Below are 19,710 nucleotides of genomic sequence, written 5' to 3'. Positions count from 1 at the left end.
CGTTCCGTCAGCCGGCCGGGTGCTCGCGCCCGAGCTTGGCTCGCTCCTCGGCTTCGATGCGGGCGTACGCCTTGCGCTCGCCGCGGTCGGCGCGGATGATCGCGCGCATCACGAACCAGAAGATCAGCCCGATGAGCACGGTCGGCGCCAGCGACCAGATCGCATTCGCCCAGAATTCGTCCATAGCCCTTCAAGGATACGGGGGTTTCCTCGGGTTCGTGCGACCGGATGCCGCGACAGGCCTCTTCCGGGGTTGTGGAGCGCCCGGCGGAGCCCAACGCGTCTCGGAACCCGCCCCCACGCGGGGACGGGTTCCGAGACGTGCGAGCGGTTCGGGATCAGGCCGCGGCGACCGCCGTGGCGGGAACCGGCGCGGCCTCCTCGACCGCGACCGGGGCCCGACGCGCCCAGCGCTTCAGCGCGACGACGAGGAAGCCCATCACGATCGTGCCGGCGAGGATCGCGACGAGGAACATCCCGAAGTTGCCGATCGCGAAGAACACGAAGATGCCGCCGTGGGGCGCCTGCGAGGTGACCCCCGCCGCCATGCAGATGGCGCCGGCCGTCGCACCGCCGACCATCGACGAGGCGATCACGCGGAGCGGGTCGGCGGCCGCGAACGGGATCGCACCCTCGGAGATGAACGACAGGCCGAGCAGCCACGCGGCGACGCCGTTCTCGCGCTCGGGCTCGGTGAACATGTTGCGAGCGAGCACCGTCGACGCGAGCGCCATGCCGAGCGGCGGCACCATGCCCGCCGCCATGACGGCGGCCATGATCATCCAGGGCGCCTGGTTCTCGACGGACCCCGCGGCCAGACCGGTCACCGCGAACGCGTAGGCCACCTTGTTGACCGGACCACCGAGGTCGAAGCCCATCATCAGGCCGAGGATGGCCCCGAGCGCGATCGCGCTGACGCCCGTGAGGGAGTTCAGCCAGTCGGTGAGCCCGGCCATCAGCGTCGCGATCGGAGCGCCGAGGATGAGCAGCAGCAGACCCGATGAGAACAGCGACGCGAGTAGCGGGATGATGACCACGGGCATGAGGCCCGCGAGCCAGCGCGGCGGGCGGAGCCGACCGAGCCACATGGCCGCGGCACCGGCGAGCAGGCCGCCGACGAGGCCGCCGAGGAATCCCGCGTTCAGGACGAGCGCCACCGATCCGGCCACGAAGCCGGGTGCGATGCCCGGCCGATCCGCCATCGCATAGGCGATGTAGCCGGCGAGCGCCGGCACGAGGAACGCCATGGACGCGGAGCCGATGATGATCAGCACCGATCCGAGGTATTCGGAGAGGCCGCCCGGCGGCAGGTTCCACAGCGCGTTGTTGAGGACCACGTCGGCGGCGTTGTCGCCGACCTGGTAGCCGCCGATCAGGAAGGCCAGCGCGATGAGCAGGCCGCCCGCCGCGACGAACGGGATCATGTAGCTGACGCCCGTGAGGAGCCACCGCTTGAGGTTGGCGCCGAATGACGCTCCGCCGACGGCGGTGGTCGCGCCGGTCGGCGCTCCGCCCGAGGGCACGCGCGGGGCGTTCGGGTCGGATGCCGCGGCGAGCGCCTGCGCCACGAGCGCGTCGGGCTCGTCGATGCCGCGCTTGACGGGCACCTGTACGACCGGCTTGCCCGCGAACCGCGCCTTGTCGCGCACGTCGACGTCGACCGCGAAGATGACGGCGTCGGCCGCGGCGATGACGGCGGGGTCGAGCGGCTTCGCGCCCGAGGAGCCCTGCGTCTCGACGTGGTACTCGACGCCCGCTCGCTCGGCCGCGGCGGCGAGCGCGTCGGCGGCCATGTAGGTGTGGGCGATGCCGGTCGGGCACGCGGTCACCGCCACGATCGAACGGCGATCGGATGCCCCGGCGTCGGTCGGTCCGGCATCCGATGACGCCGCGACCGTGGTCGCTGCCGCAGCTGCGGCCGGCGCGGCATCCGCTGCCGGCTCGTCGTCGCCCCGGAGCGCACCCTGCACGATGCCGACGACCTCGTCGGGCGTGGCGGCGCTGCGCAGGGAGGCGACGAAGTCCTCCTTCATGAGCGAGCGGGCGAGCGTGCTGAGGAGCGCGAGGTGGTCCTGCGCGGCGGTGTCGGGCGCCGCGATGAGGAACACGAGGTCGGCGTCCTCGCCCTCGTCGAACTCGACGGGGCGCGCGAGGCGGGCGACCGCGAGGCTGGCCTGCTTCACCGCGGGCGACTTCGCGTGCGGGATGGCCATCCCGCCGGGGAGACCGGTGGGCGCCTGCTCCTCGCGCTTCCACGCGTCGGCGAAGAGGGCCTCGGCGTCGGTGGCGCGGCCGCTCTCGGCGACCCGGGCGGCCAGCGCGCGGATCACGCCGGACTTCTCGGGCCCGAGGTCGGCATCCAGCACGACCAGGCCCGGTTCGATGATGTCGGACATGGGGTTCTCCTTACTGGTGGTCGCCGACCGGCTGGGCGGCGACCTCGGTGACGACGACCCGGGCCGGGTCGACCTGGTCTCGGGTGGGCACCGCGCTGCCCGGGAGGGCGACGGCGGCGGCGCCGGAGGCCACGGCGCGGGCGAGCGCGTCGGCGGGCGACGCACCCTCCACGGCGGCGACGAGGAAGCCCGCGAGCGAGCAGTCGCCCGCCCCCACGGTGCTCCGCGGCACGACGCGGGGGGCCCGCGCGAACCAGGCGTGGTCCTCGGTCACGAGGGCGGCGCCCTCGGCGCCGAGGGTGACGAGGCTCGCGCGGACCCGCTCCACGGGGATCGAGCGCGCGAGGTCGATGGCCTCCTCGGGGCCGGACTCGAGGGCGGCCTCGTCCGAGGAGTCGGTGAGCTCGGCGAGTTCCTCGGCGTTGGGCTTGATGAGGTCGACGCCGACGCCGGACTCGACGAGCGCGGCGAGTGCGGCGCCCGAGGTGTCCACCGCGATGCGCGGTGCTGGAGCGCCGCTGCGGTCGGCCGCCGCGCGGGCGGCCGCGACGACGCGCACGTAGAAGTCGTCGGGTGCCCCGGGCGGGAGCGAGCCGGCGAGCACCAGCCAGTCGGCGCCGACGGATGCCGCGGCGGTCGCCTCGACGAGTCGTTCCTGCGCGTCGGCGTCGAGCTCGGGGCCGGGCTCGTTGACCTTGGTGGTCACGCCCGCGGCATCCACGATGGTGAGGTTCGTGCGCACGGCCCCGTCGATGGGCACCGCGCGGTGGGGCACGCCCTCGGCGTCGAGGGCGGCGAGGAATGCGTCGCCCGCGCCGGCCGGCAGCACGGCGATCGAGTCGACGCCCGATGCGCGCAGCGCCCGCGTGACGTTGACCCCCTTGCCGCCCGGGTCCTGGCGCGTGCTGGTGGCGCGCTGCACGGCGCCCGGCTCCAGCGCCTCGGCGAGCTCCACGGTGCGGTCGAGCGACGGGTTGGCCGTCAGCGTGACGATCATGCGAGCACCACCTGCACGTCGGCGTCGGCGAGGGACTCGGCGAGGGCGGGCGGCGCCGAGGCATCCGTGATCAGCGTGTCGATCTCGTCGAGGCACGCGAACCGCACGAGGGACTCGGCGTCGAGCTTCGACGAGTCGGCGAGCACGACGACGCGACGGGCGGCGTGCACCATGGCGGCCTTCGCGGCGGCCTCGGTCTCGTCGGGCGTCGAGAGACCGAACGCGGCGCTCACGCCGTTGGCGCCGACGAAGGCGAGGTCGGGGCGGATGTCGCTGAGCTGGGCGATCGTGGTCGGGCCGACGGCGGCGCCAGTGATGCCGCGCACCGCGCCGCCGAGGCTGCGCAGCTGGAGGTGCGGGTTGCCGGCGCTGTGCAGGCGAGCGGCGAGCGGGATCGAGTTCGTGGAGACGTCGAGCGTCGCGCCGGGCACGTCGGGCTCCCATTCCTCGAGGAGCTCGGCGAGCCGGCCCGTGGTGCTGCCGGAGTCGATCAGCACCGAACCGCGGAACGTCGGGGGGATGAGGGCGAGCGCCGCCCTGGCGATCGCGTCCTTCGCGGCGGCGTTCCGGCCGAGGCGCTCGGCGAGCGACGTCTCGGCGAGGGTCGACTGCTCGGCGGGGACCGCGCCGCCGTGGACTCGGCGGAGGCGGCCGGCCTCCTCGAGGGCATCGAGGTCGCGGCGGATCGTCTCGGTCGTGACGCCGAAGTCGCGTGCGAGGCCCGCGACGGAGACGCGGCCGACGACCTCGAGCGTGTCGGCGATCTGCTGGTGTCGCTCCGTCGCGTACATGCGGCCCGTCCTCCGGTCTGCGTCTGCCTGTGGTTCCGCCGCCGATCGGGTCGCCGTCGACGTGTTATGAGCAATATTCACACACAAACCAACAGAAAGCAACACATTCGAAGATTTCTGTTCAGCCGGATGACGCGGGTCGGCCTTCAGCGACGGCTCGCGCCGTGCTCCAGACGCCCGTAACTGGGCCGACTGCAGGAAGAACCCGCGCCGGTCCCGCGCGTCGCCGGCCACGAGGCAGCGTGTCGGAGAGTTCTTCCTGCATTCGCGGCCGGCGGCAGGAGTGCTCGTCCGTGGCCGAGCGACGACAAAGGCCCGATCCGCGCGGGATCGGGCCTTCGGGAGGTCGCGTGTTTGAACGAGTGGGTTTCGAGACGGCCCTGGCGGGCCTCCTCAACCCGCGGGCGCATCACGTGGACGGGTTTCGAGACGGCCCTGGCGGGCCTCCTCAACCCGCGGAGAGGGTCAGCCGCCCGTGACGATGGCCCAGATGCCCGAACCGACCAGGTAGAGGCCGATGGCGCCGACGACGATCCAGATCGCGATGCGTGCGTTCGACGGGCGCCTCGGGTCGGGGTCGGGCTCGAGTTCCTTCTTGGGGAGGTAGTCGTTCATGCGCGGCATCCGTTCACTTGACGAGGGGGAAGAGGATGGTCTCGCGGATGCCGAGCCCGGTGACCGCCATGAGGAGGCGGTCGATGCCCATGCCCATGCCGCCCGACGGCGGCATGCCGTACTCGAGCGCCCGCAGGAACTCCTCGTCGAGGCGCATCGCCTCGGGGTCGCCGCCCGCGGCGAGCTTCGCCTGCTCGACGAAGCGCTCGCGCTGCACGACGGGGTCGACGAGCTCGGAGTATCCCGTGGCGAGCTCGAAGCCGCGCACGTAGAGGTCCCACTTCTCGACGACGCCGGGGATCGACCGGTGCGCGCGGACCAGCGGCGACGTGTCGAGCGGGAAGTCCATGACGAACGTCGGCCGCTCGAGGGAGCCCTTCACGTGGTGCTCCCACAGCTCCTCGACGTACTTGCCGGGCAGCGGGTGGTCGATCTCGATGCCCTCGGCGTCGGCGAGCTCCGTGAGCCGCGACATCGGGGTCTCGGCGGTGATCTCCTCCCCCACCGCCTCCGACAGCGTGCCGTACATCGAGATGCGGTCCCACTCGCCGCCGAGGTCGAACTCGGTGCCGTCGGCCCAGGTCACGACGTGCGAGCCGCTCGTGGCCACCGCGGCATCCTGGATCAGCTGCTGGGTGAGCGACGCCATGGTGTTGTAGTCGCCGTAGGCCTCGTAGGCCTCGAGCATCGCGAACTCGGGGCTGTGGGTGGAGTCGGCGCCCTCGTTGCGGAAGTTGCGGTTGATCTCGTACACGCGCTCGATGCCGCCGACGACGGCGCGCTTGAGGTAGAGCTCGGGCGCGATGCGCAGGTACAGCTCGGTGTCGAACGCGTTCGAGCGGGTCACGAACGGGCGAGCGGATGCCCCACCGTGCATGACCTGGAGCATGGGGGTCTCGACCTCGATGAAGCCGAGCGCGTCGAACGTGCGGCGCAGGCTCGCGTTCACCTTGGCGCGGTCGACGACGTTGCGGCGGGCCCGCTCGCGCGCGATCAGGTCGAGGTAGCGGCTGCGCACGCGGGTCTCCTCGGAGAGCTCGTTGTGCAGGTTCGGCAGCGGCAGGATCGCCTTCGACGCGATGCGCCAGTCCTTCACCATGATCGACAGCTCGCCGCGGCGGCTCGTGATGACCTCGCCCGACACGAACACGTGGTCGCCGAGGTCGACGAGCTCCTTCCAGTCGGCGAGGGACTCCTCGCCCACCTCGGCGAGCGACACCATCGCCTGGATGCGGCTGCCGTCGCCCGACTGCAGGGTCGCGAAGCAGAGCTTGCCGGTGTTGCGCGAGTAGACGATGCGGCCGGCGAGGCCGACCTGCTGCCCGCTCGCCTCGTCGACGCCGAGGCCGACGAAGCGGTCGCGCACCTCGGGGATGGTCGCCGTGATCGGCAGGCGCACCGGGTACGCGCCGAGTCCGAGGTCGTCGGATGCCGCGATGAGCCGCTCGCGCTTGGCGAGCCGCACGGCCTTCTGCTCCGAGATCTCCTCGGCGGTGGGCTCGGCTGCGGCTTCCGTGGTGGTTTCGGCCATCGTTCACTCTCGGTTCGCGGAAATGTGCGTGCCCAAGCCTACTCAGCCGTCGCTGCACGCTTCATGGGTCCGCGGGTCGTCACGCGTCTCATGCCGTCGTCGCCGCGTCTCGATACGCGTCGCCCTGTGGGCGGCGCTCCTCGACGACCGATGGGACGGGCTTCAGCCGCCCACCTCGACGAACGCGTTGTCGATGAGGCGCGTCGAGCCGACGATCGCGGCGACGAGCACGAGGGCCCGCCCGCGGTAGTCCTCGCCGACGGGCAGGAACGTGTCGGGATCGACGACGACGAGGTAGTCGAGGTTCACGCCGTCGTGGTCGCCGAACGCCGCCACGCCCTCGGCGAGCAGCTCAGAGGGGCCGTCGAATGCCGCGGCATCCGCGGCCCGCAGCGACTCGGCCAGTACGAGGGCGGCCTGCCGCTGGGTCTCGTCGAGGTAGCGGTTGCGGCTCGAGAGGGCAAGTCCGTCGTGCTCGCGCACGGTCGGCACGACCTCGACGCGCAGCGGCATGTCGAGCTCGGCGACCATGCGCGTGACGAGGAACACCTGCTGGGCGTCCTTCTGGCCGAACAGGGCGACGTCGGGCTGCGCGATGTTGAAGAGCTTGGCGACGACGGTGAGCACGCCGTCGAAGTGCCCGGGGCGCGATGCGCCCTCGTACTGCGAGCCCACCGGCCCGGCCTGCACCGTCGTGCCGCCGCGCCCGTTCGGGTACATCTCGTCGACGGCGGGGGCGAAGACCGCGTCGACGCCGAGCGCGTCGAGCGCCGCGAGGTCGGCGTCGAAGGTGCGCGGGTAGCGGTCGAGGTCCTCGCCGGCGCCGAACTGCAGCGGATTCACGAAGATCGAGACGACGACGAGGTCGGCGAGCTCGCGGGCGCGTCGCACGAGCGCGAAGTGGCCGTCGTGGAGGGCGCCCATGGTGGGCACGAGCGCGACGCGCGCACCCGCTGCACGTCGCCGGGCGACGAGCTCGCGGAGCTCCGCGATCGTGGGCACCGTGCGGATGCCCGAAGCCGCCTCGGTCACGAGCCACCTCCCAGTGGCCGGTCGGTGCCGGCCTCGTCGATCGTACCGGTCCCGTCGAGGTACGGCCCGGGGTCGTGCCGCGAGAGCGCGTTCTCGACGGCGCTCCGCACGAGCGGAGCGAGCACGGCGCCGGGGCGCGGGACGCCGATGCCGTCGAGCAGTCCGCTCGCCTGGTCGACGATGGCGCTCGAGAAGGATGCCGCCGTGTCGATGGCCTCCGCGTAGGCCGGGCGGTCGGCCTCGGCCACGACGAACGGCTCCCCGCCCATCTCGACGACGAGCGCCTGCCCGATGGGCAGCACCGGCGCAGGCGCCGTGACGGCGAACCACGTGCCGGCGAGACGCGCGAGGTCGATGCTCGTGCCCGTGAACGCCATCGCGGGGTGCACCGCGAGCGGGATCGCGCCCGCACGGCGCGCCGGATCGAGCACGCCGGTGCCGAAGCGCGCGGCGGTGTGCAGCACGAGCTGGCCTGGCTGCCAGACGCCGGCGTCGGCAAGCCCCGACACGAGTCCCTCGAGCTCGCGCTCGGGCACCGCGAGCAGCACGAGCTCGCTGCGCTCGACGATCTCGGGGATCGGCAGGACGGGCACCGCGGGCAGCATCGCCGCGGCGCGTTCGCGACTCGCTTCGGAGACGGCCGCGATGCCGGTGACGGCGTGGCCGGCGCCGGCGAGCGCGGCGGTGAGCACGGCGCCCACGCGTCCGGCGCCGATCGCTCCGACGCCGAGTCGGCCGGATCGTTCAGCGGGCATCGGCGGACTCCGGTCGCGCGGTCACGGCGCCGGCGGCGCCCCAGTGGTGGGAGGTGTCGCGCGCGGCGCGATCCACGGCCTCGGCGGCGAGCCGCTCGAACAGCCCGTCGGCGTTCTCGCGGTCGGCGACCGGGAGCGTCGCGTACACGGGCCCGGCGACCGTGTGGATGCGCACGGCGGCGAGCCGCAGCATCCGCTTCACGGGACCGACGTGGATGGCCACCGACTGCATGCGCGCGAGCGGCGCGAGGGTGAGGCTGCGCAGCAGCCAGCCGCGGCGGATGAGCGCGACGCCGTCGACCACGTTCCAGCCGATGCGCCGCCACGAGAACGGCCGCAGCCAGGCGGCACGGCGGGGCGTGCGGGAGAACCCGTCGCCGTCGCGTCCGATGAGGCCGGCGTCGACGAACGCGTCGACGGATGCCGCGGCGTCGGGCAGGAGCAGGGCGAGCACGCGGTGCACGTCGGCGACGGTGCCGACGGGGAGCACGAGCGTGCGCTGAGCAGCGTCGTTGCCCGCGCTGACGGACTGTCCGGCGACGTTGATGCGGATCGACCACCAGCCGAACGGCCGCCAGAGGATCCACTGCTGCGCCTCGATCGCGTGGATGCGCCCCGGCGGGATCGTCTGGTTGCCCGTCGAGAGCAGTCCGTGGCCGATGCGCACGCCGTCGGGCGTGCCGGCGATCGAGTACCGCAGCGACTTCGTGATGCGCGACCAGAGGTAGCTGACGAGACCGATCGCTGCGGGCACGAACGAGAAGAGCACCCAGAGCTGACCCGTCGAGACGCCGATCACGATGATCGCGACGAGGATGATCGCCCAGACCGTCGAGCCGCCGAGCAGCGTCGAGCCGATCACGCGGCCGAACGGCAGGTGCACCACCGACTCGGGCGGCGCGAGGTTCGGGTCGAGCTCTGGCGCGAGGAACTCGTCGACGCGGTGGCCGATCACGGCCGACACCGCGCTGCGGCCGTTGGCCGGGGGTGCGGGTGCCACGGGCGCACCCAGCGCGGCCGCGGCATCGATCGTGCCCGGGGCATCCGTCGCCTTCGCGGCCTGCGCGGCCGCCTTCTCGGCGCGTGCGCCTGACGCGAGCCGCAGCACGTCGGCGCGGAGGCCGTCGGCGAGCGCGGAGCCGAGGTACGAGAGCTGCACGTTGCCCGACTGGCCCGCGACCGAGATCTCGAGCTTCGCGGTGCCGAAGAGGCGGGCGAACACCGGTCGGTTCACGTTGATGCCCTGGATGCGGTCGAGCCGGGCGCTGCGGTGCGACCGGAACAGGAGGCCGCTGCGCACCTCGACCGCCTCGTTCGTGACGCGGAACGTGTGCATGCGCCACGACAGCCAGAAGCCGATGATGACGAGGACGATCACGACGGCGACACCCGCGATCGCCCAGCCCACGAGGCCGCGGTTGACGATGCCGCCGATCGGGTCGTTCGCCCAGTCGCCCTGCCAGCGCTCGAACTCGCCCTCGAAGTCGTCGCCGAGGTCGGGCGCGAAGATCACGATGAACATGTCGACGAGCCGCTCGCGCAGGTTCGCGATGATGAAGCCGAGCACGGCGATGAACACGAGGCCGCCGCGCAGCAGCGGGCTCGCCGGATGCAGCCGGTGCCACTCGCCGTCGGCGAGGTTCGTCACCGGCTGGGGCCGGACGGGTGCGGTCACGATGCGCTCCCCGCCCTCACAGCCCGGCCCGGCGGGTCTCGGCGAGCGCCACGAGCTCGTCGCGCAGCCGGTCGGCCTCCTCCATCGGGAGGCCGGGCACGGTCACCGCCGTGGCCGCCGCGGCCGTCACGAACTTGAGGTCGGCGAGTCCGAGCGCCCTGGCCACCGGACCGCGCGTGATGTCGACGAGCTGCATGCGCCCATAGGGCACGGCGACCTGACGCTGGAACATGATGCCGCGCTTGAAGACGAGGTCGTCCTCACGCAGGCGGTAGCCGATCGAGCGCACGCGGCGGGGCTCGAGGGCGATGCCGATGAGCGAGATGACGCCGACCACGATCGCGCCCCACAGTGCCCACCACATGCCCCAGAGGGCATAGGCGACGAGCAGGCCGCCGACGAAGACGACCATGCCGATGAGCGAGCCGACGACCTCGACCACGACGTACTTCGGGGAGACGCGGAGCCAGCCGGTGTCCTCGGGGGCGGTCGGGGCGACCGGCGCGGCCGGGGGCTCGAGTGCCGACGGCAATGCGGGCGCGGGCACGGGCGCTGCGGGCGACGCAGCCGCGGCCGCCGCGACATCCGACGCGAAGACGGGCGCGGATGCGGCATCCGCCACCTGCGCCGTCGACGTCTCGGGCTCGGCGTCGGGACCCGGCACCGCGCCCTCGCCCGGCTCGAAGCGGCCCGCGTCGTCGCGGATCTCAGGCATGCGCGTGCTCTTCCTTCTCGGGTTCGGTGTCGTCGGGCGGGAGGGTGCAGAAGGCCTCGGCGATGAGGCCGGCGGCGAGCAGCAATCCGGCGCCGATCGCGGTGGCGAGCGCGAGCCAGATCGTGTCGGCCGGCGGCACGACGCTGCGCGTGAGCAGGAACAGCGTGATGCCGATGCCGAACCCGAGCACCAGCGAGCCGCTGAGGCTGCACGCCTTCGCGAGCACGGCCGTGCGCATCGCGCGGAACGGGTCGAGGTGCTTCGTGGCCTTGCCCTTGACCGCACGGCGGATCGGCCAGGCGAAGGCGACGACGAGCGCCGCGACGCCGACGAGCGTGATCGGCAGCGAGAGCGGCGGGACGATCGCGTTGCCGCCGCCCGACACGATGGCGAGGTCGATGAGGTAGCCGCCGACCGCGCCGGCGAGCACGAACGCGATGACGGTCGAGGCATGCGTGCGCTTCATCTCCGCACCACCTCGTCGTGCGCCGCGGCGCGCAGCTCGGCGACGGGACCGCGCCCGGGGATCACCGCATCTGGGTCGACGTCGAGCCAGGGCTGCAGCACGAAGGCGCGCTGCCACGCGCGCGGGTGCGGCAGCTCGAGCCGCTCGTCGGACGACACCACGCCGCCGAAGTCGATGAGGTCGAGGTCGAGCGTGCGGTCGCCCCAGTGCTCGGTGCGCATGCGGCCGTGCTCGTGCTCGAGGCCCTGCAGCACGTCGAGCAGCGCGTGCGCGTCGAGCGGGGTCTCGACGACGACCACGCCGTTGAGGTAGCCGGGCGCGTCGTGGTCGACGCCGGAGTCCTTGATCGCGGGCGTCTCGTAGACGGGCGAGACGGCCACCAGCTCGACGCCCGGCGTCTCGGCGAGGCCGCGCACGACGGCGTCGATCGTGGCCTCGCGTTCGCCGAGGTTCGCCCCGAACGCGATGACGGCGCGGGTCATGCGCGGCTCCGCACGATCGTGACGGCGACGTCGTCGAACGGCACGGAGATGGGCGCCTCGGGCTTGTGCACCGTGACCTCCACCTCCTCGACCGCGGGGTACGCGAGCGCAACGGCGGCGACGCGCTCGGCCACGGTCTCGATGAGGTCGACCGGGTCGCGACGCACCGCGTCGGCCACCGCCTCGGCGAGCTCGCCGTAGTGCACGGTGCGGCCGAGGTCGTCGCCGGATGCCGCGCCCGCGAGGTCGACCGCGACGGCCACGTCGATCACGAACTCCTGGCCCTGCTCGCGCTCGAAGTCGAAGACGCCGTGGTGCGCGCGGACGCGCACGCCGGTGAGGGTGATGCGGTCGGGGGTCCTAGCCACGTCGTCCACTCTGCCACGCCCCGAGGACGTCGAGCGCGCGGCGCGTGCCCCGCACGTCGTGGACGCGCACGCCCCAGGCGCCGGCCTGCGCCGAGAGGGCGCTCACGACCGCCGTGGGCAGGTCGCGATCCTCCATCGGCGCATCGTCGGGCAGCAGCGCTCCGATGAAGCGCTTGCGGGAGGCGCCGACGAGGATCGGCAGCCCCAGCTCGCCGAGCACGTCGAGCTTGCCGAGCAGCTCCCAGTTCTGCCCGCCGCGCTTCGCGAAGCCGAGCCCCGGGTCGAGGATGATGCGCTCGCGCGCGACGCCGGCGTCGCCGAGCGCGTCGACGCGCGCCGCGAGCTCGTCGCGCACCTCCGCGGCCACGTCGCCGTACTCGGCGAGCGCGTCCATGCGGTCGGAGTGCCCGCGCCAGTGCATCGCGACGTAGTGCACGCCCGTCTCGGCCACGATCGGCGCCATCGCGGCATCCGCGAGCCCGGCCGAGACGTCGTTGATGATCTCGGCGCCCGCCTCGACGGCGGCCAGGGCGGTCGCCGCACGCATGGTGTCGACGCTGACCCGGATGCCACGACCGGCGAGTTCGCGCACGACGGGGACGACCCGGCGCAGCTCCTCCTCGGGCTCGACGCGCGCGGCGCCCGGACGCGTGGACTCGCCGCCGACGTCGAGCACGTCGGCGCCGTCGGCCACGAGCTCGATCCCGTGCGCGATGGCGGCATCGGCGTCGAACCACAGCCCGCCGTCGCTGAAGGAGTCGGGCGTGACGTTCACGACGCCCATGATCAGGGTGGTGCCCGGTGGTCGAGTAACGCCCGGCGAAGCCGGACGCGTATCGTGGCCCTCCTCGCCGGATCTCGATACGCGTCGGCCTCCGGCCGGCGCTACTCGATCACCGCTCATCGCGAATCGTCCCGATCAGCGCGATGATCTCGGCGCGCGCGGCCGGCTCGCCCAGCGCGCCCCGGCTCGCGATGGTGATGGTCGAGCTGCGCTCCTGCCGGGAGCCGCGGGTGGTGACGCAGCGGTGCTGCGCGTCGAGCACCACGAGCACGCCCTTGGGATCGAGGCCGGCCTCGAGCGTGTCGGCGATCTCCTCGGCGAGCCGCTCCTGCAGCTGCGGACGTGCGGCGAGCGTCTCGATGACCGCTGGGATGCGGCCGAGCCCGACGACGCGGTCGCGTGGCAGGTACGCGACGTGCGCGGTGCCGACGAAGGGCAGCAGGTGGTGCTCGCACACCGAGCGGAAGGCGATGTCGCGCAGCACGACCGCGTCGGACGTCGCGGGCACGCCCGCCTCGGTGTCGCCGAGCGGCACGGTGTCGGCCAGGTGCGTCAGCGGGTCGACCGCGAGGCCGCCGAAGAAGTCAGCGTAGGCCTCGGCGACCCGCTGCGGCGTGCGCTCGAGCCCCGGACGCTCGGGGTCCTCGCCGATCGCGAGCAGGATCTCGTGCACGGCGCGCTCGATGCGCCCGGTGTCCACACCGGCCATGGCACCCCCTCTTCGGGTCGGTCGGTTAGGCCGTCGCGGGTCGCGGGTTCGACCGCGGCGCGCGCGCCCCGGCCGGCTCCTCGACCGGCGTCTGGCCCGAGTCGACGCCGCCGTCGACGGCGCCCTGGTCGATCGGCATCTTCTCCTCGGCGGGGAAGGTGATCGGCGGGCGGTCGGAGACGGGGCGACGGTCGCTCGACAGCCAGAGCGGGCGCTCGGGGAGCCGCTTCACGTCCTTGAAGATCTCGGCGATCTGGTTGTGGTCGAGCGTCTCGTGCTCGAGCAGCTCGGCCGCCAGCTTGTCGAGGATGTCGCGGTTGTCGTTGAGCACCTGCCACGCCTCGTCGTGCGCCTGCTCGATGAGCATGCGCACCTCGCCGTCGACCTTCTCGGCGATCTCCTCGGAGTAGTCGCGCTGGTGGCCCATGTCGCGGCCGAGGAAGACCTCGCCCTGCGACTGGCCGAGCTTCACGGCACCGACGTTCGCCGACATGCCGTACTCGGTGACCATCTTGCGCGCGGTGGCCGTGGCCTTCTCGATGTCGTTCGACGCGCCGGTCGACGGGTCGTGGAACACGATCTCCTCGGCGACGCGACCGCCCATCGCGTAGGTGAGCTGGTCGAGCAGCTCGTTGCGGGTGATCGAGTACTTGTCTTCCAGCGGGAGCACCATCGTGTAGCCGAGGGCCCGGCCGCGCGGCAGGATCGTGATCTTCGTGACGGGGTCGGTGTAGTTCATCGCCGCCGCCGCGAGCGCGTGTCCGCCCTCGTGGTAGGCCGTGATCAGCTTCTCCTTGTTCTTCATCACGCGGGTGCGGCGCTGCGGGCCGGCGATCACGCGGTCGACGGCCTCGTCGAGGGCGCGGTTGTCGATGAGCTGCGCGTTCGAGCGCGCCGTGAGCAGGGCGGCCTCGTTGAGCACGTTCGCGAGGTCGGCGCCCGTGAAGCCCGGCGTCTTGCGCGCGAGCACCTCGAGGTCGACGCCCTTCGCGAGCGGCTTGCCCTTCGAGTGCACCTCGAGGATCCGCTGGCGGCCCTTGAGGTCGGGCGCGTCGACGCCGATCTGGCGGTCGAAGCGGCCCGGGCGCAGCAGGGCCGGGTCGAGGATGTCGGGGCGGTTCGTCGCCGCGATCAGGATGACGTTGGTCTTGGGGTCGAAGCCGTCCATCTCGACGAGCAGCTGGTTGAGCGTCTGCTCGCGCTCGTCGTGGCCGCCGCCGAGGCCCGCGCCGCGGTGCCGGCCGACGGCGTCGATCTCGTCGACGAAGATGATGGCCGGCGCGTTCTGCTTGGCCTGGTCGAAGAGGTCGCGCACGCGGCTCGCGCCGACGCCCACGAACATCTCGACGAAGTCGGAACCCGAGATGGAGTAGAAGGGGACGCCCGCCTCACCCGCGACCGCCCGGGCGAGGAGCGTCTTGCCCGTTCCGGGAGGGCCGTAGAGCAGCACGCCCTTGGGGATGCGCGCCCCGACGGCCTGGAACTTCGCCGGCTCCTTCAGGAACTCCTTGATCTCCTGGAGCTCCTCGATCGCCTCGTCGGCGCCCGCCACGTCGTCGAACGTGACCTTCGGGCTCTCCTTCGTGACGAGCTTGGCCTTCGACTTGCCGAACTGCATGACGCGGTTGCCGCCGCCCTGCATGCCCGAGAGCATGATCCAGAAGAAGAGGCCGATGAGCACCAGCGGCAGCAGGATGCCGAGCATCGACAGGAACCAGTTCGGCTGCGGCACCTCGTCGTTGAAGCCGTCGGACGGGTTCGCCGTGTCGACGGCGTTGACCACGTCTTCACCACGAGGCGTGACGTAGTAGAACTGCACCTGCTTGCCGAGCTCGTCGTCGGCCTGCTTCAGGGTGAGGTCCACGCGGTTCTCGCCGTCGACGATCTTGACCGACGAGACCTTGTCGTCCTTCAGGAGCTCGAGGCCCTTCTGGGTCGACACCTCGCGGAACCCCGAGGCGGTGATGAGGCTCGATCCGATCCACACGGCGACGATCGCGAGCAGGATGTAGATGATCGGCCCGCGCAGGATCTTCTTCATGTTCATGGTCCTGCAAGGCTACCCCGGTGGTGCTGGGCACCGGCTCTCTGTTCGCTGAAAGCGCGCAGCGCATGAAGCGGACCATGAACGCATCCGCTGAACGCGCGCAGGGCCTAGGAGTCGGGCCGATCGGATGCCTCGTACCGCGTGCGCCGCAGGCCGATCATCGCCGGCAGCCCCTTGCCGGCGGCGACCGCGGTGCGCGAGAGGCGGCCCGGCCACCCGGGCGGTGGCAGCGGCGGCAGCGGATCCTCGAGGTCGCCGACGTCGACGAAGTACGCGCGCACGGTGCCGAAGCCCTCGAGGTCGGGCGCGACCTCCTGCACGGGCTGGCGCACCGAGTCGGCGCCGGTGCGGTAGAGGTCCTCGGAGAGCAGGACGTACTCGGGGATGCCGACGGGGTTCTTCAGCAGGCGGTGCACGAGGATGACGTCGATCCCGACGAGCTTGATGCGGTCGCGGATCGTCTGGGTGGCGACGTCGCCGACGTGGGCCACGAACTTGAGCTTGAGGTCTGCGGCCCCCTTGCACCCGGTGCACGGGCAGAGGTTCGCGGCGACGTACTGCCGTTCCTCGTGGAAGGCGCGATGCATGGCGACGGCTGCGTCGAGGATCGCGGCGATCGCCGTCTCGGCATCGCCGTTCTCAGCCTGCCGGGACAGGAAGGCCGCGTCGCCCTCGATCTCGATGAGGTCGAAGCCCGGGGCGGCGTCGATCATCTTCTCGAGCATGCGCGCCGTGTTGACCTCGGCGTGGGCCAGGCTCATCCGGTGCGTGCTCATGTACTCGGTGTAGCCGCCGATGTCGGCGATCAGCAGGACCGCCCGCCCCGAATCCATGCCTCACCTTCGCATCTCTGGGTTCGCATCTCAACAGGTCGTCGTCAGGCCGGGGGCGATGGGTCGCCGGATGCCTCGTCGGGCTCGGGTGAGTACCGCTCGAGCTCCGCGTCGACGGCCAGCTCCGCCTCGCGCGCGCTCGGGGTGTAGCCGAGCACGACGGGGAGGAACTGGTCGGACCGGAGCATCCGCAGTTCGAGGGGGCTCGACGCGACCACGGTGGCGGTGCGCGGCGTGCGACGAAGCAGCGCGATCTCGCCGAAGCCCTCGCCCGGGCCGAGCGTCGCGACGACGCGGCCGCCGCCCACGACGTCGGCCTCGCCCGACTCGATCACGTAGTAGCGGTCGCCGACGTCGCCCTGGGAGAACACCGTCGCGCCCGCGGGCACCTCCGCCGGCTCGAGCCCGCGCGCGAGCTGCTCGATCGAGGGCAGCGGGAGCGGCGCGAGCATGGGCACGCGCTGGAGCAGCGAGACGCCGGCGTCGAGCGCGCCGACCGCCCGGTCCAGGCCGTGCAGGCGCCGCCACGCGACCACCGCGAGCACCGGGCAGACCAGGCCGACGGCGATGAGTGCCGGCTGCAGTCCGATCCAGGCGATCAGCCCCGAGGTGGCCACGGCGCCGATCCCGATGAACACGGCGACGAAGCTCTCGAGCACGCCGAAGACACGAGCGAGCACCTCGTCGGGCGCCAGCCGGCCGAGCAGCGTGAATCCGGCGAGGTCGATGAGCGCGTTGCCGACCCCGATGAAGGACAGGAAGACGAGCGCCGCCGCCTGCTGCGGGAACACGCCGACGAGCGCGAGCGGGAGTCCCCAGAGCGCGACGCCCACCGCGAACCAGGCCCCGAGTCGCTTGGTCCCGACGAGCAACGATGCGACGAGCGACGCGACGACGGCGCCCACGCCGACGGCGGTCATGAGCGCGCCGGCGCCCGGCTCCCCGGTGCCGAGCAGCTCGATCGCGACGACCACCGAGAACACGGTCAGCGCGCCGCGGGTGAACGCCTGCGCACCGGCGAGTCCGATGATGATGGCGAGGTCGCGGTTGCGCGCGACGGCCTTGACGCCCTCGGCCGCCTCCCGCAGCAGGTCCCGGCGCTGGGCCGCCGGTCGCGGTGGGGCGTCGTAGCGCACCCGCGCCAGCAGCGCGGCCGCCCACAGCGACGCGGCCGCGGCGACGGCGAACACGACCGACACGTCCGTGAACTGCAGCAGGATCGCGGCGAGCAGCGGCCCGACGAGCGTGGCGGCCGAGTCGAGGAGCCCGCGCACCATGTTGGCGCTCGCGAGCTCGTAGCCCGTGCGGCACAGCGACGGCAGCAGCGCGGAGTGCGCCGGCCGGAAGAGCGTGGCCGCGATCGTGGACACGATCGCCAGCGCGTACACGATCGCGGCGGGACCCGCGATCGCGGCGACCACGGCCGCGGCCGCCGTCGCGAGTCCGCGCACCGTCGACACGAGCACGAGCACGCGCTCCCGGCGCCCGCGGTCGGCGATGGGCGACAGGAGCGGCGCGCAGATCGCGGACGGCACCATCCGGAGCAGGCCGACGAGTCCGACCGCGACCGCGCCGCCGTCGCGGTAGGCGACGATGCCGAGTGCGACCGTGAACGCCCACTCGGCGGTCCATGCGCCGAGGAAGCTCAGCTGCGCACGGCGCAGGTTGGGGTTCAGGGCGTTGCTCGTGAACGCGCCGGCTGCATCCCGCAGGCGGCTCCGGCCCCGTCCGTCACCCATGGATCGCTCCCCGACCCGGTCCCGCGCCTCAGCTGTACACGTGCGGGGCGAGGATCGCGACGTCGCGCAGGTTCCGGTACCGCTCGGCGTAGTCGAGCCCGTAGCCGACGACGAACTGGTTCGGGATGTCGAAGCCGAGGTACTTGACGGTCACCTCGACCTTCGCGGCATCCGGCTTGCGCAGCAGTGCGCAGATCTCGACCGACTCGGCGCCGCGCGACTCGAGGTTGCCGAGCAGCCAGCTGAGCGTGAGGCCCGAGTCGATGATGTCCTCGACGATGAGCACGTGACGCCCGGTGAGGTCGGTGTCGAGGTCCTTGTTGATGCGCACGACGCCGCTGGACTGCGTGCCGGCGCCGTACGACGAGACCGCCATCCAGTCCATCTCGACGTGCGGGCGCAGCTCGCGCGCCAGGTCGGCCATCACCATGACCGCGCCCTTCAGCACGCCGACGAGCAGCAGGTCGCGGCCCTCGTAATCGGCCTCGATGCGGCGGGCGAGCTCGGCGAGCTTCGCACGGATCTCGTCTTCGGTGACGAGCACCTCGGTCAGGTCGCCGTCGATCTCGCGCGCGTCCATGCCTGCTCCCTGGTGTCGTGGGCGAACGGATGCTCAGAGCCTAGCGCCGTGGGCCTCGTGGCCAGAGGGCCCGGCACGACTGCGCGCACGACTCAGTGGTCGTGCGGCAGCACCTCGGTCGATCCGGTCGTGCTGAACACGATCCGGCTGCCGGCGCGGGTCGCGCGGATGCCCCCGGGCAGGTCGATCGGGCCCTGCCCGTGCCAGTCGGTGACGAGTCGGGCCACCTCGAGGGTCTGCGTGCGCGTGAGCGAGACGCCGAACTCGCTCGCGACGACGTGCCGGATGATCCGCTGCCGCAGCGCGGCGGGGTTCGCGGCGAGCGCCGCAGCCGACACGGCGATGCCCGCCTCGGCGGGTTCGCAGAGCTCCTCGATGAACTCGTCGATCTGGCTCGTGAACGCCTGCTCGTCCTCGCGCAGCTGCTCGGCCGTGCGGGCGAGCGCTTCGGCGACGCCGGGTCCCAGCTCCGCCTCGAGCACGGGCAGCACGCGTTCGCGCACGCGCACGCGCGTGTACGCGGGATCGAGGTTGTGCGGGTCGTCCCACGGCTCGAGTCCGGCGTCGAGGCACGCCTGCCGCGTGGTCGCCCGGCGGATCCCGAGCAACGGGCGCGCGTAGCGTCCGGACTGCGGCGCCATGCCCGCGAGGCTCGCGGCGCCCGAGCCCCTCGCGAGCCCGAGCAGCACGGTCTCGGCCTGGTCGTCGAGCGTGTGGCCGAGCAGCACGAGCGCGGCTCCGGCCTCGTCGGCGGCCGCGTCGAGGGCGGCGTAGCGGGCGGCACGAGCGGATGCCTCGGGGCCGCCGTCGCCCGCCACCTCGACCCGCCGCACGAGCACCGGATCGAGCCCGAGGGCCCGGGCGGCGTCGGCGGCCGTCTCGGCGACGGCGGCGGAGGCATCCTGCAGCCCGTGGTCGACGATCACCGCGCCCGCACGGAGGCCGGCGCGCGGCGCCTCGAATACGGCGGCCGCGGCGAGGGCGAGCGAGTCGGCGCCGCCCGAGAGCGCGACGAGCACGAGGGGTGCCTCGGGCCCTGAGCCCGTCGAAGGGCCGATGTGGCCGTTCCCTTCGACGGGCTCAGGGAACGACGCGAGGACGCTGCGCACCGCCCGACGCACGTCGGCGATCGGCGGAGTCAGGCGCGGACGCCGCGCCGAAGGGTCCTCAGGAGCCATCAAGTAACCTTATTGCG

At 72.7% G+C, this 19,710-nt stretch carries 20 protein-coding genes; all 20 read right to left on the bottom strand.

All coding sequences use genetic code 11. The features are described from left to right. Positions 1-7: 7 nt before the first annotated feature. The gene (locus ACFVN5_RS05780; protein WP_376953857.1) at positions 8-184 is read right to left on the bottom strand and encodes a hypothetical protein; all 177 of its coding nucleotides are present in this window, start codon (positions 182-184) and stop codon (positions 8-10) included. A 154-nt stretch (positions 185-338) separates the two neighbouring features. Next, positions 339-2,396 (bottom strand): fructose-specific PTS transporter subunit EIIC, encoded by a 2,058-nt coding sequence (locus ACFVN5_RS05775; protein ID WP_376953855.1) that lies wholly within the window; start codon positions 2,394-2,396, stop codon positions 339-341. A gap of 10 nt (positions 2,397-2,406) precedes the next feature. Beyond that, a complete protein-coding gene (locus tag ACFVN5_RS05770; protein WP_376953854.1) occupies positions 2,407-3,393 on the bottom strand; it encodes a 1-phosphofructokinase family hexose kinase in 987 nt (328 codons plus the stop codon). Continuing rightward, positions 3,390-4,184, bottom strand: a complete 795-nt coding sequence (locus ACFVN5_RS05765) for a DeoR/GlpR family DNA-binding transcription regulator (protein ID WP_376953853.1) — start codon at positions 4,182-4,184, stop codon at positions 3,390-3,392. The genes ACFVN5_RS05770 and ACFVN5_RS05765 overlap by 4 nt, the downstream gene beginning before the upstream one ends. 465 nt (positions 4,185-4,649) lie before the next feature. Then, on the bottom strand, positions 4,650-4,799 hold the full coding sequence (locus tag ACFVN5_RS05760; protein ID WP_376953852.1) for a hypothetical protein: 150 nt from the start codon (positions 4,797-4,799) through the stop codon (positions 4,650-4,652). A gap of 13 nt (positions 4,800-4,812) precedes the next feature. Then, positions 4,813-6,330: a lysine--tRNA ligase gene (lysS, locus tag ACFVN5_RS05755; RefSeq protein WP_376953851.1), complete on the bottom strand. Its 1,518-nt coding sequence runs from the start codon at positions 6,328-6,330 to the stop codon at positions 4,813-4,815. Between the two features lie 162 nt (positions 6,331-6,492). Beyond that, a complete protein-coding gene (gene panC, locus ACFVN5_RS05750; protein WP_376953850.1) occupies positions 6,493-7,362 on the bottom strand; it encodes a pantoate--beta-alanine ligase in 870 nt (289 codons plus the stop codon). Further along, entirely contained in the window at positions 7,359-8,117 is a 759-nt protein-coding gene (locus ACFVN5_RS05745) for a Rossmann-like and DUF2520 domain-containing protein (RefSeq protein ID WP_376953849.1), read from the bottom strand. Before ACFVN5_RS05745 ends, panC begins: the two co-directional genes overlap by 4 nt. After that, positions 8,107-9,792: a PH domain-containing protein gene (locus ACFVN5_RS05740; protein WP_376953848.1), complete on the bottom strand. Its 1,686-nt coding sequence runs from the start codon at positions 9,790-9,792 to the stop codon at positions 8,107-8,109. The genes ACFVN5_RS05745 and ACFVN5_RS05740 overlap by 11 nt, the downstream gene beginning before the upstream one ends. A gap of 16 nt (positions 9,793-9,808) precedes the next feature. After that, positions 9,809-10,414, bottom strand: a complete 606-nt coding sequence (locus tag ACFVN5_RS05735; protein ID WP_376954325.1) for a PH domain-containing protein — start codon at positions 10,412-10,414, stop codon at positions 9,809-9,811. Between the two features lie 85 nt (positions 10,415-10,499). Further along, the gene (locus ACFVN5_RS05730) at positions 10,500-10,973 is read right to left on the bottom strand and encodes a DUF3180 domain-containing protein (RefSeq protein WP_376953847.1); all 474 of its coding nucleotides are present in this window, start codon (positions 10,971-10,973) and stop codon (positions 10,500-10,502) included. Beyond that, positions 10,970-11,455, bottom strand: coding sequence for a 2-amino-4-hydroxy-6-hydroxymethyldihydropteridine diphosphokinase (gene folK / locus ACFVN5_RS05725; RefSeq protein WP_376953845.1), 486 nt, complete (start codon positions 11,453-11,455; stop codon positions 10,970-10,972). Before folK ends, ACFVN5_RS05730 begins: the two co-directional genes overlap by 4 nt. Further along, complete coding sequence (gene folB / locus ACFVN5_RS05720; protein WP_376953843.1) at positions 11,452-11,823, bottom strand: dihydroneopterin aldolase; 372 nt, start codon at positions 11,821-11,823, stop codon at positions 11,452-11,454. Before folB ends, folK begins: the two co-directional genes overlap by 4 nt. Next, positions 11,816-12,607, bottom strand: a complete 792-nt coding sequence (gene folP / locus ACFVN5_RS05715; protein WP_376953841.1) for a dihydropteroate synthase — start codon at positions 12,605-12,607, stop codon at positions 11,816-11,818. The genes folB and folP overlap by 8 nt, the downstream gene beginning before the upstream one ends. Positions 12,608-12,716: 109 nt before the next feature. Continuing rightward, entirely contained in the window at positions 12,717-13,316 is a 600-nt protein-coding gene (gene folE / locus ACFVN5_RS05710) for a GTP cyclohydrolase I (RefSeq protein WP_376953839.1), read from the bottom strand. Positions 13,317-13,341: 25 nt separating this feature from the next. Then, the gene (gene ftsH, locus ACFVN5_RS05705) at positions 13,342-15,363 is read right to left on the bottom strand and encodes an ATP-dependent zinc metalloprotease FtsH (protein WP_376953837.1); all 2,022 of its coding nucleotides are present in this window, start codon (positions 15,361-15,363) and stop codon (positions 13,342-13,344) included. 107 nt (positions 15,364-15,470) lie between these two features. Beyond that, on the bottom strand, positions 15,471-16,196 hold the full coding sequence (locus ACFVN5_RS05700; RefSeq protein ID WP_376953836.1) for a DUF2652 domain-containing protein: 726 nt from the start codon (positions 16,194-16,196) through the stop codon (positions 15,471-15,473). Between the two features lie 44 nt (positions 16,197-16,240). Further along, entirely contained in the window at positions 16,241-17,935 is a 1,695-nt protein-coding gene (locus tag ACFVN5_RS05695) for an MFS transporter (RefSeq protein ID WP_376953834.1), read from the bottom strand. 28 nt (positions 17,936-17,963) lie between these two features. Beyond that, positions 17,964-18,515, bottom strand: coding sequence for a hypoxanthine phosphoribosyltransferase (hpt, locus tag ACFVN5_RS05690; RefSeq protein WP_376953833.1), 552 nt, complete (start codon positions 18,513-18,515; stop codon positions 17,964-17,966). 92 nt (positions 18,516-18,607) lie between these two features. Beyond that, on the bottom strand, positions 18,608-19,693 hold the full coding sequence (tilS, locus tag ACFVN5_RS05685) for a tRNA lysidine(34) synthetase TilS (protein ID WP_376953831.1): 1,086 nt from the start codon (positions 19,691-19,693) through the stop codon (positions 18,608-18,610). Positions 19,694-19,710 lie beyond the last annotated feature (17 nt).

Source organism: Agromyces sp. NPDC057865 (assembly GCF_042796995.1).
In the GTDB taxonomy this organism is placed as follows: Bacteria; Actinomycetota; Actinomycetes; order Actinomycetales; family Microbacteriaceae; genus Agromyces.
This window is presented reverse-complemented; position numbering and strand designations above follow the sequence as displayed.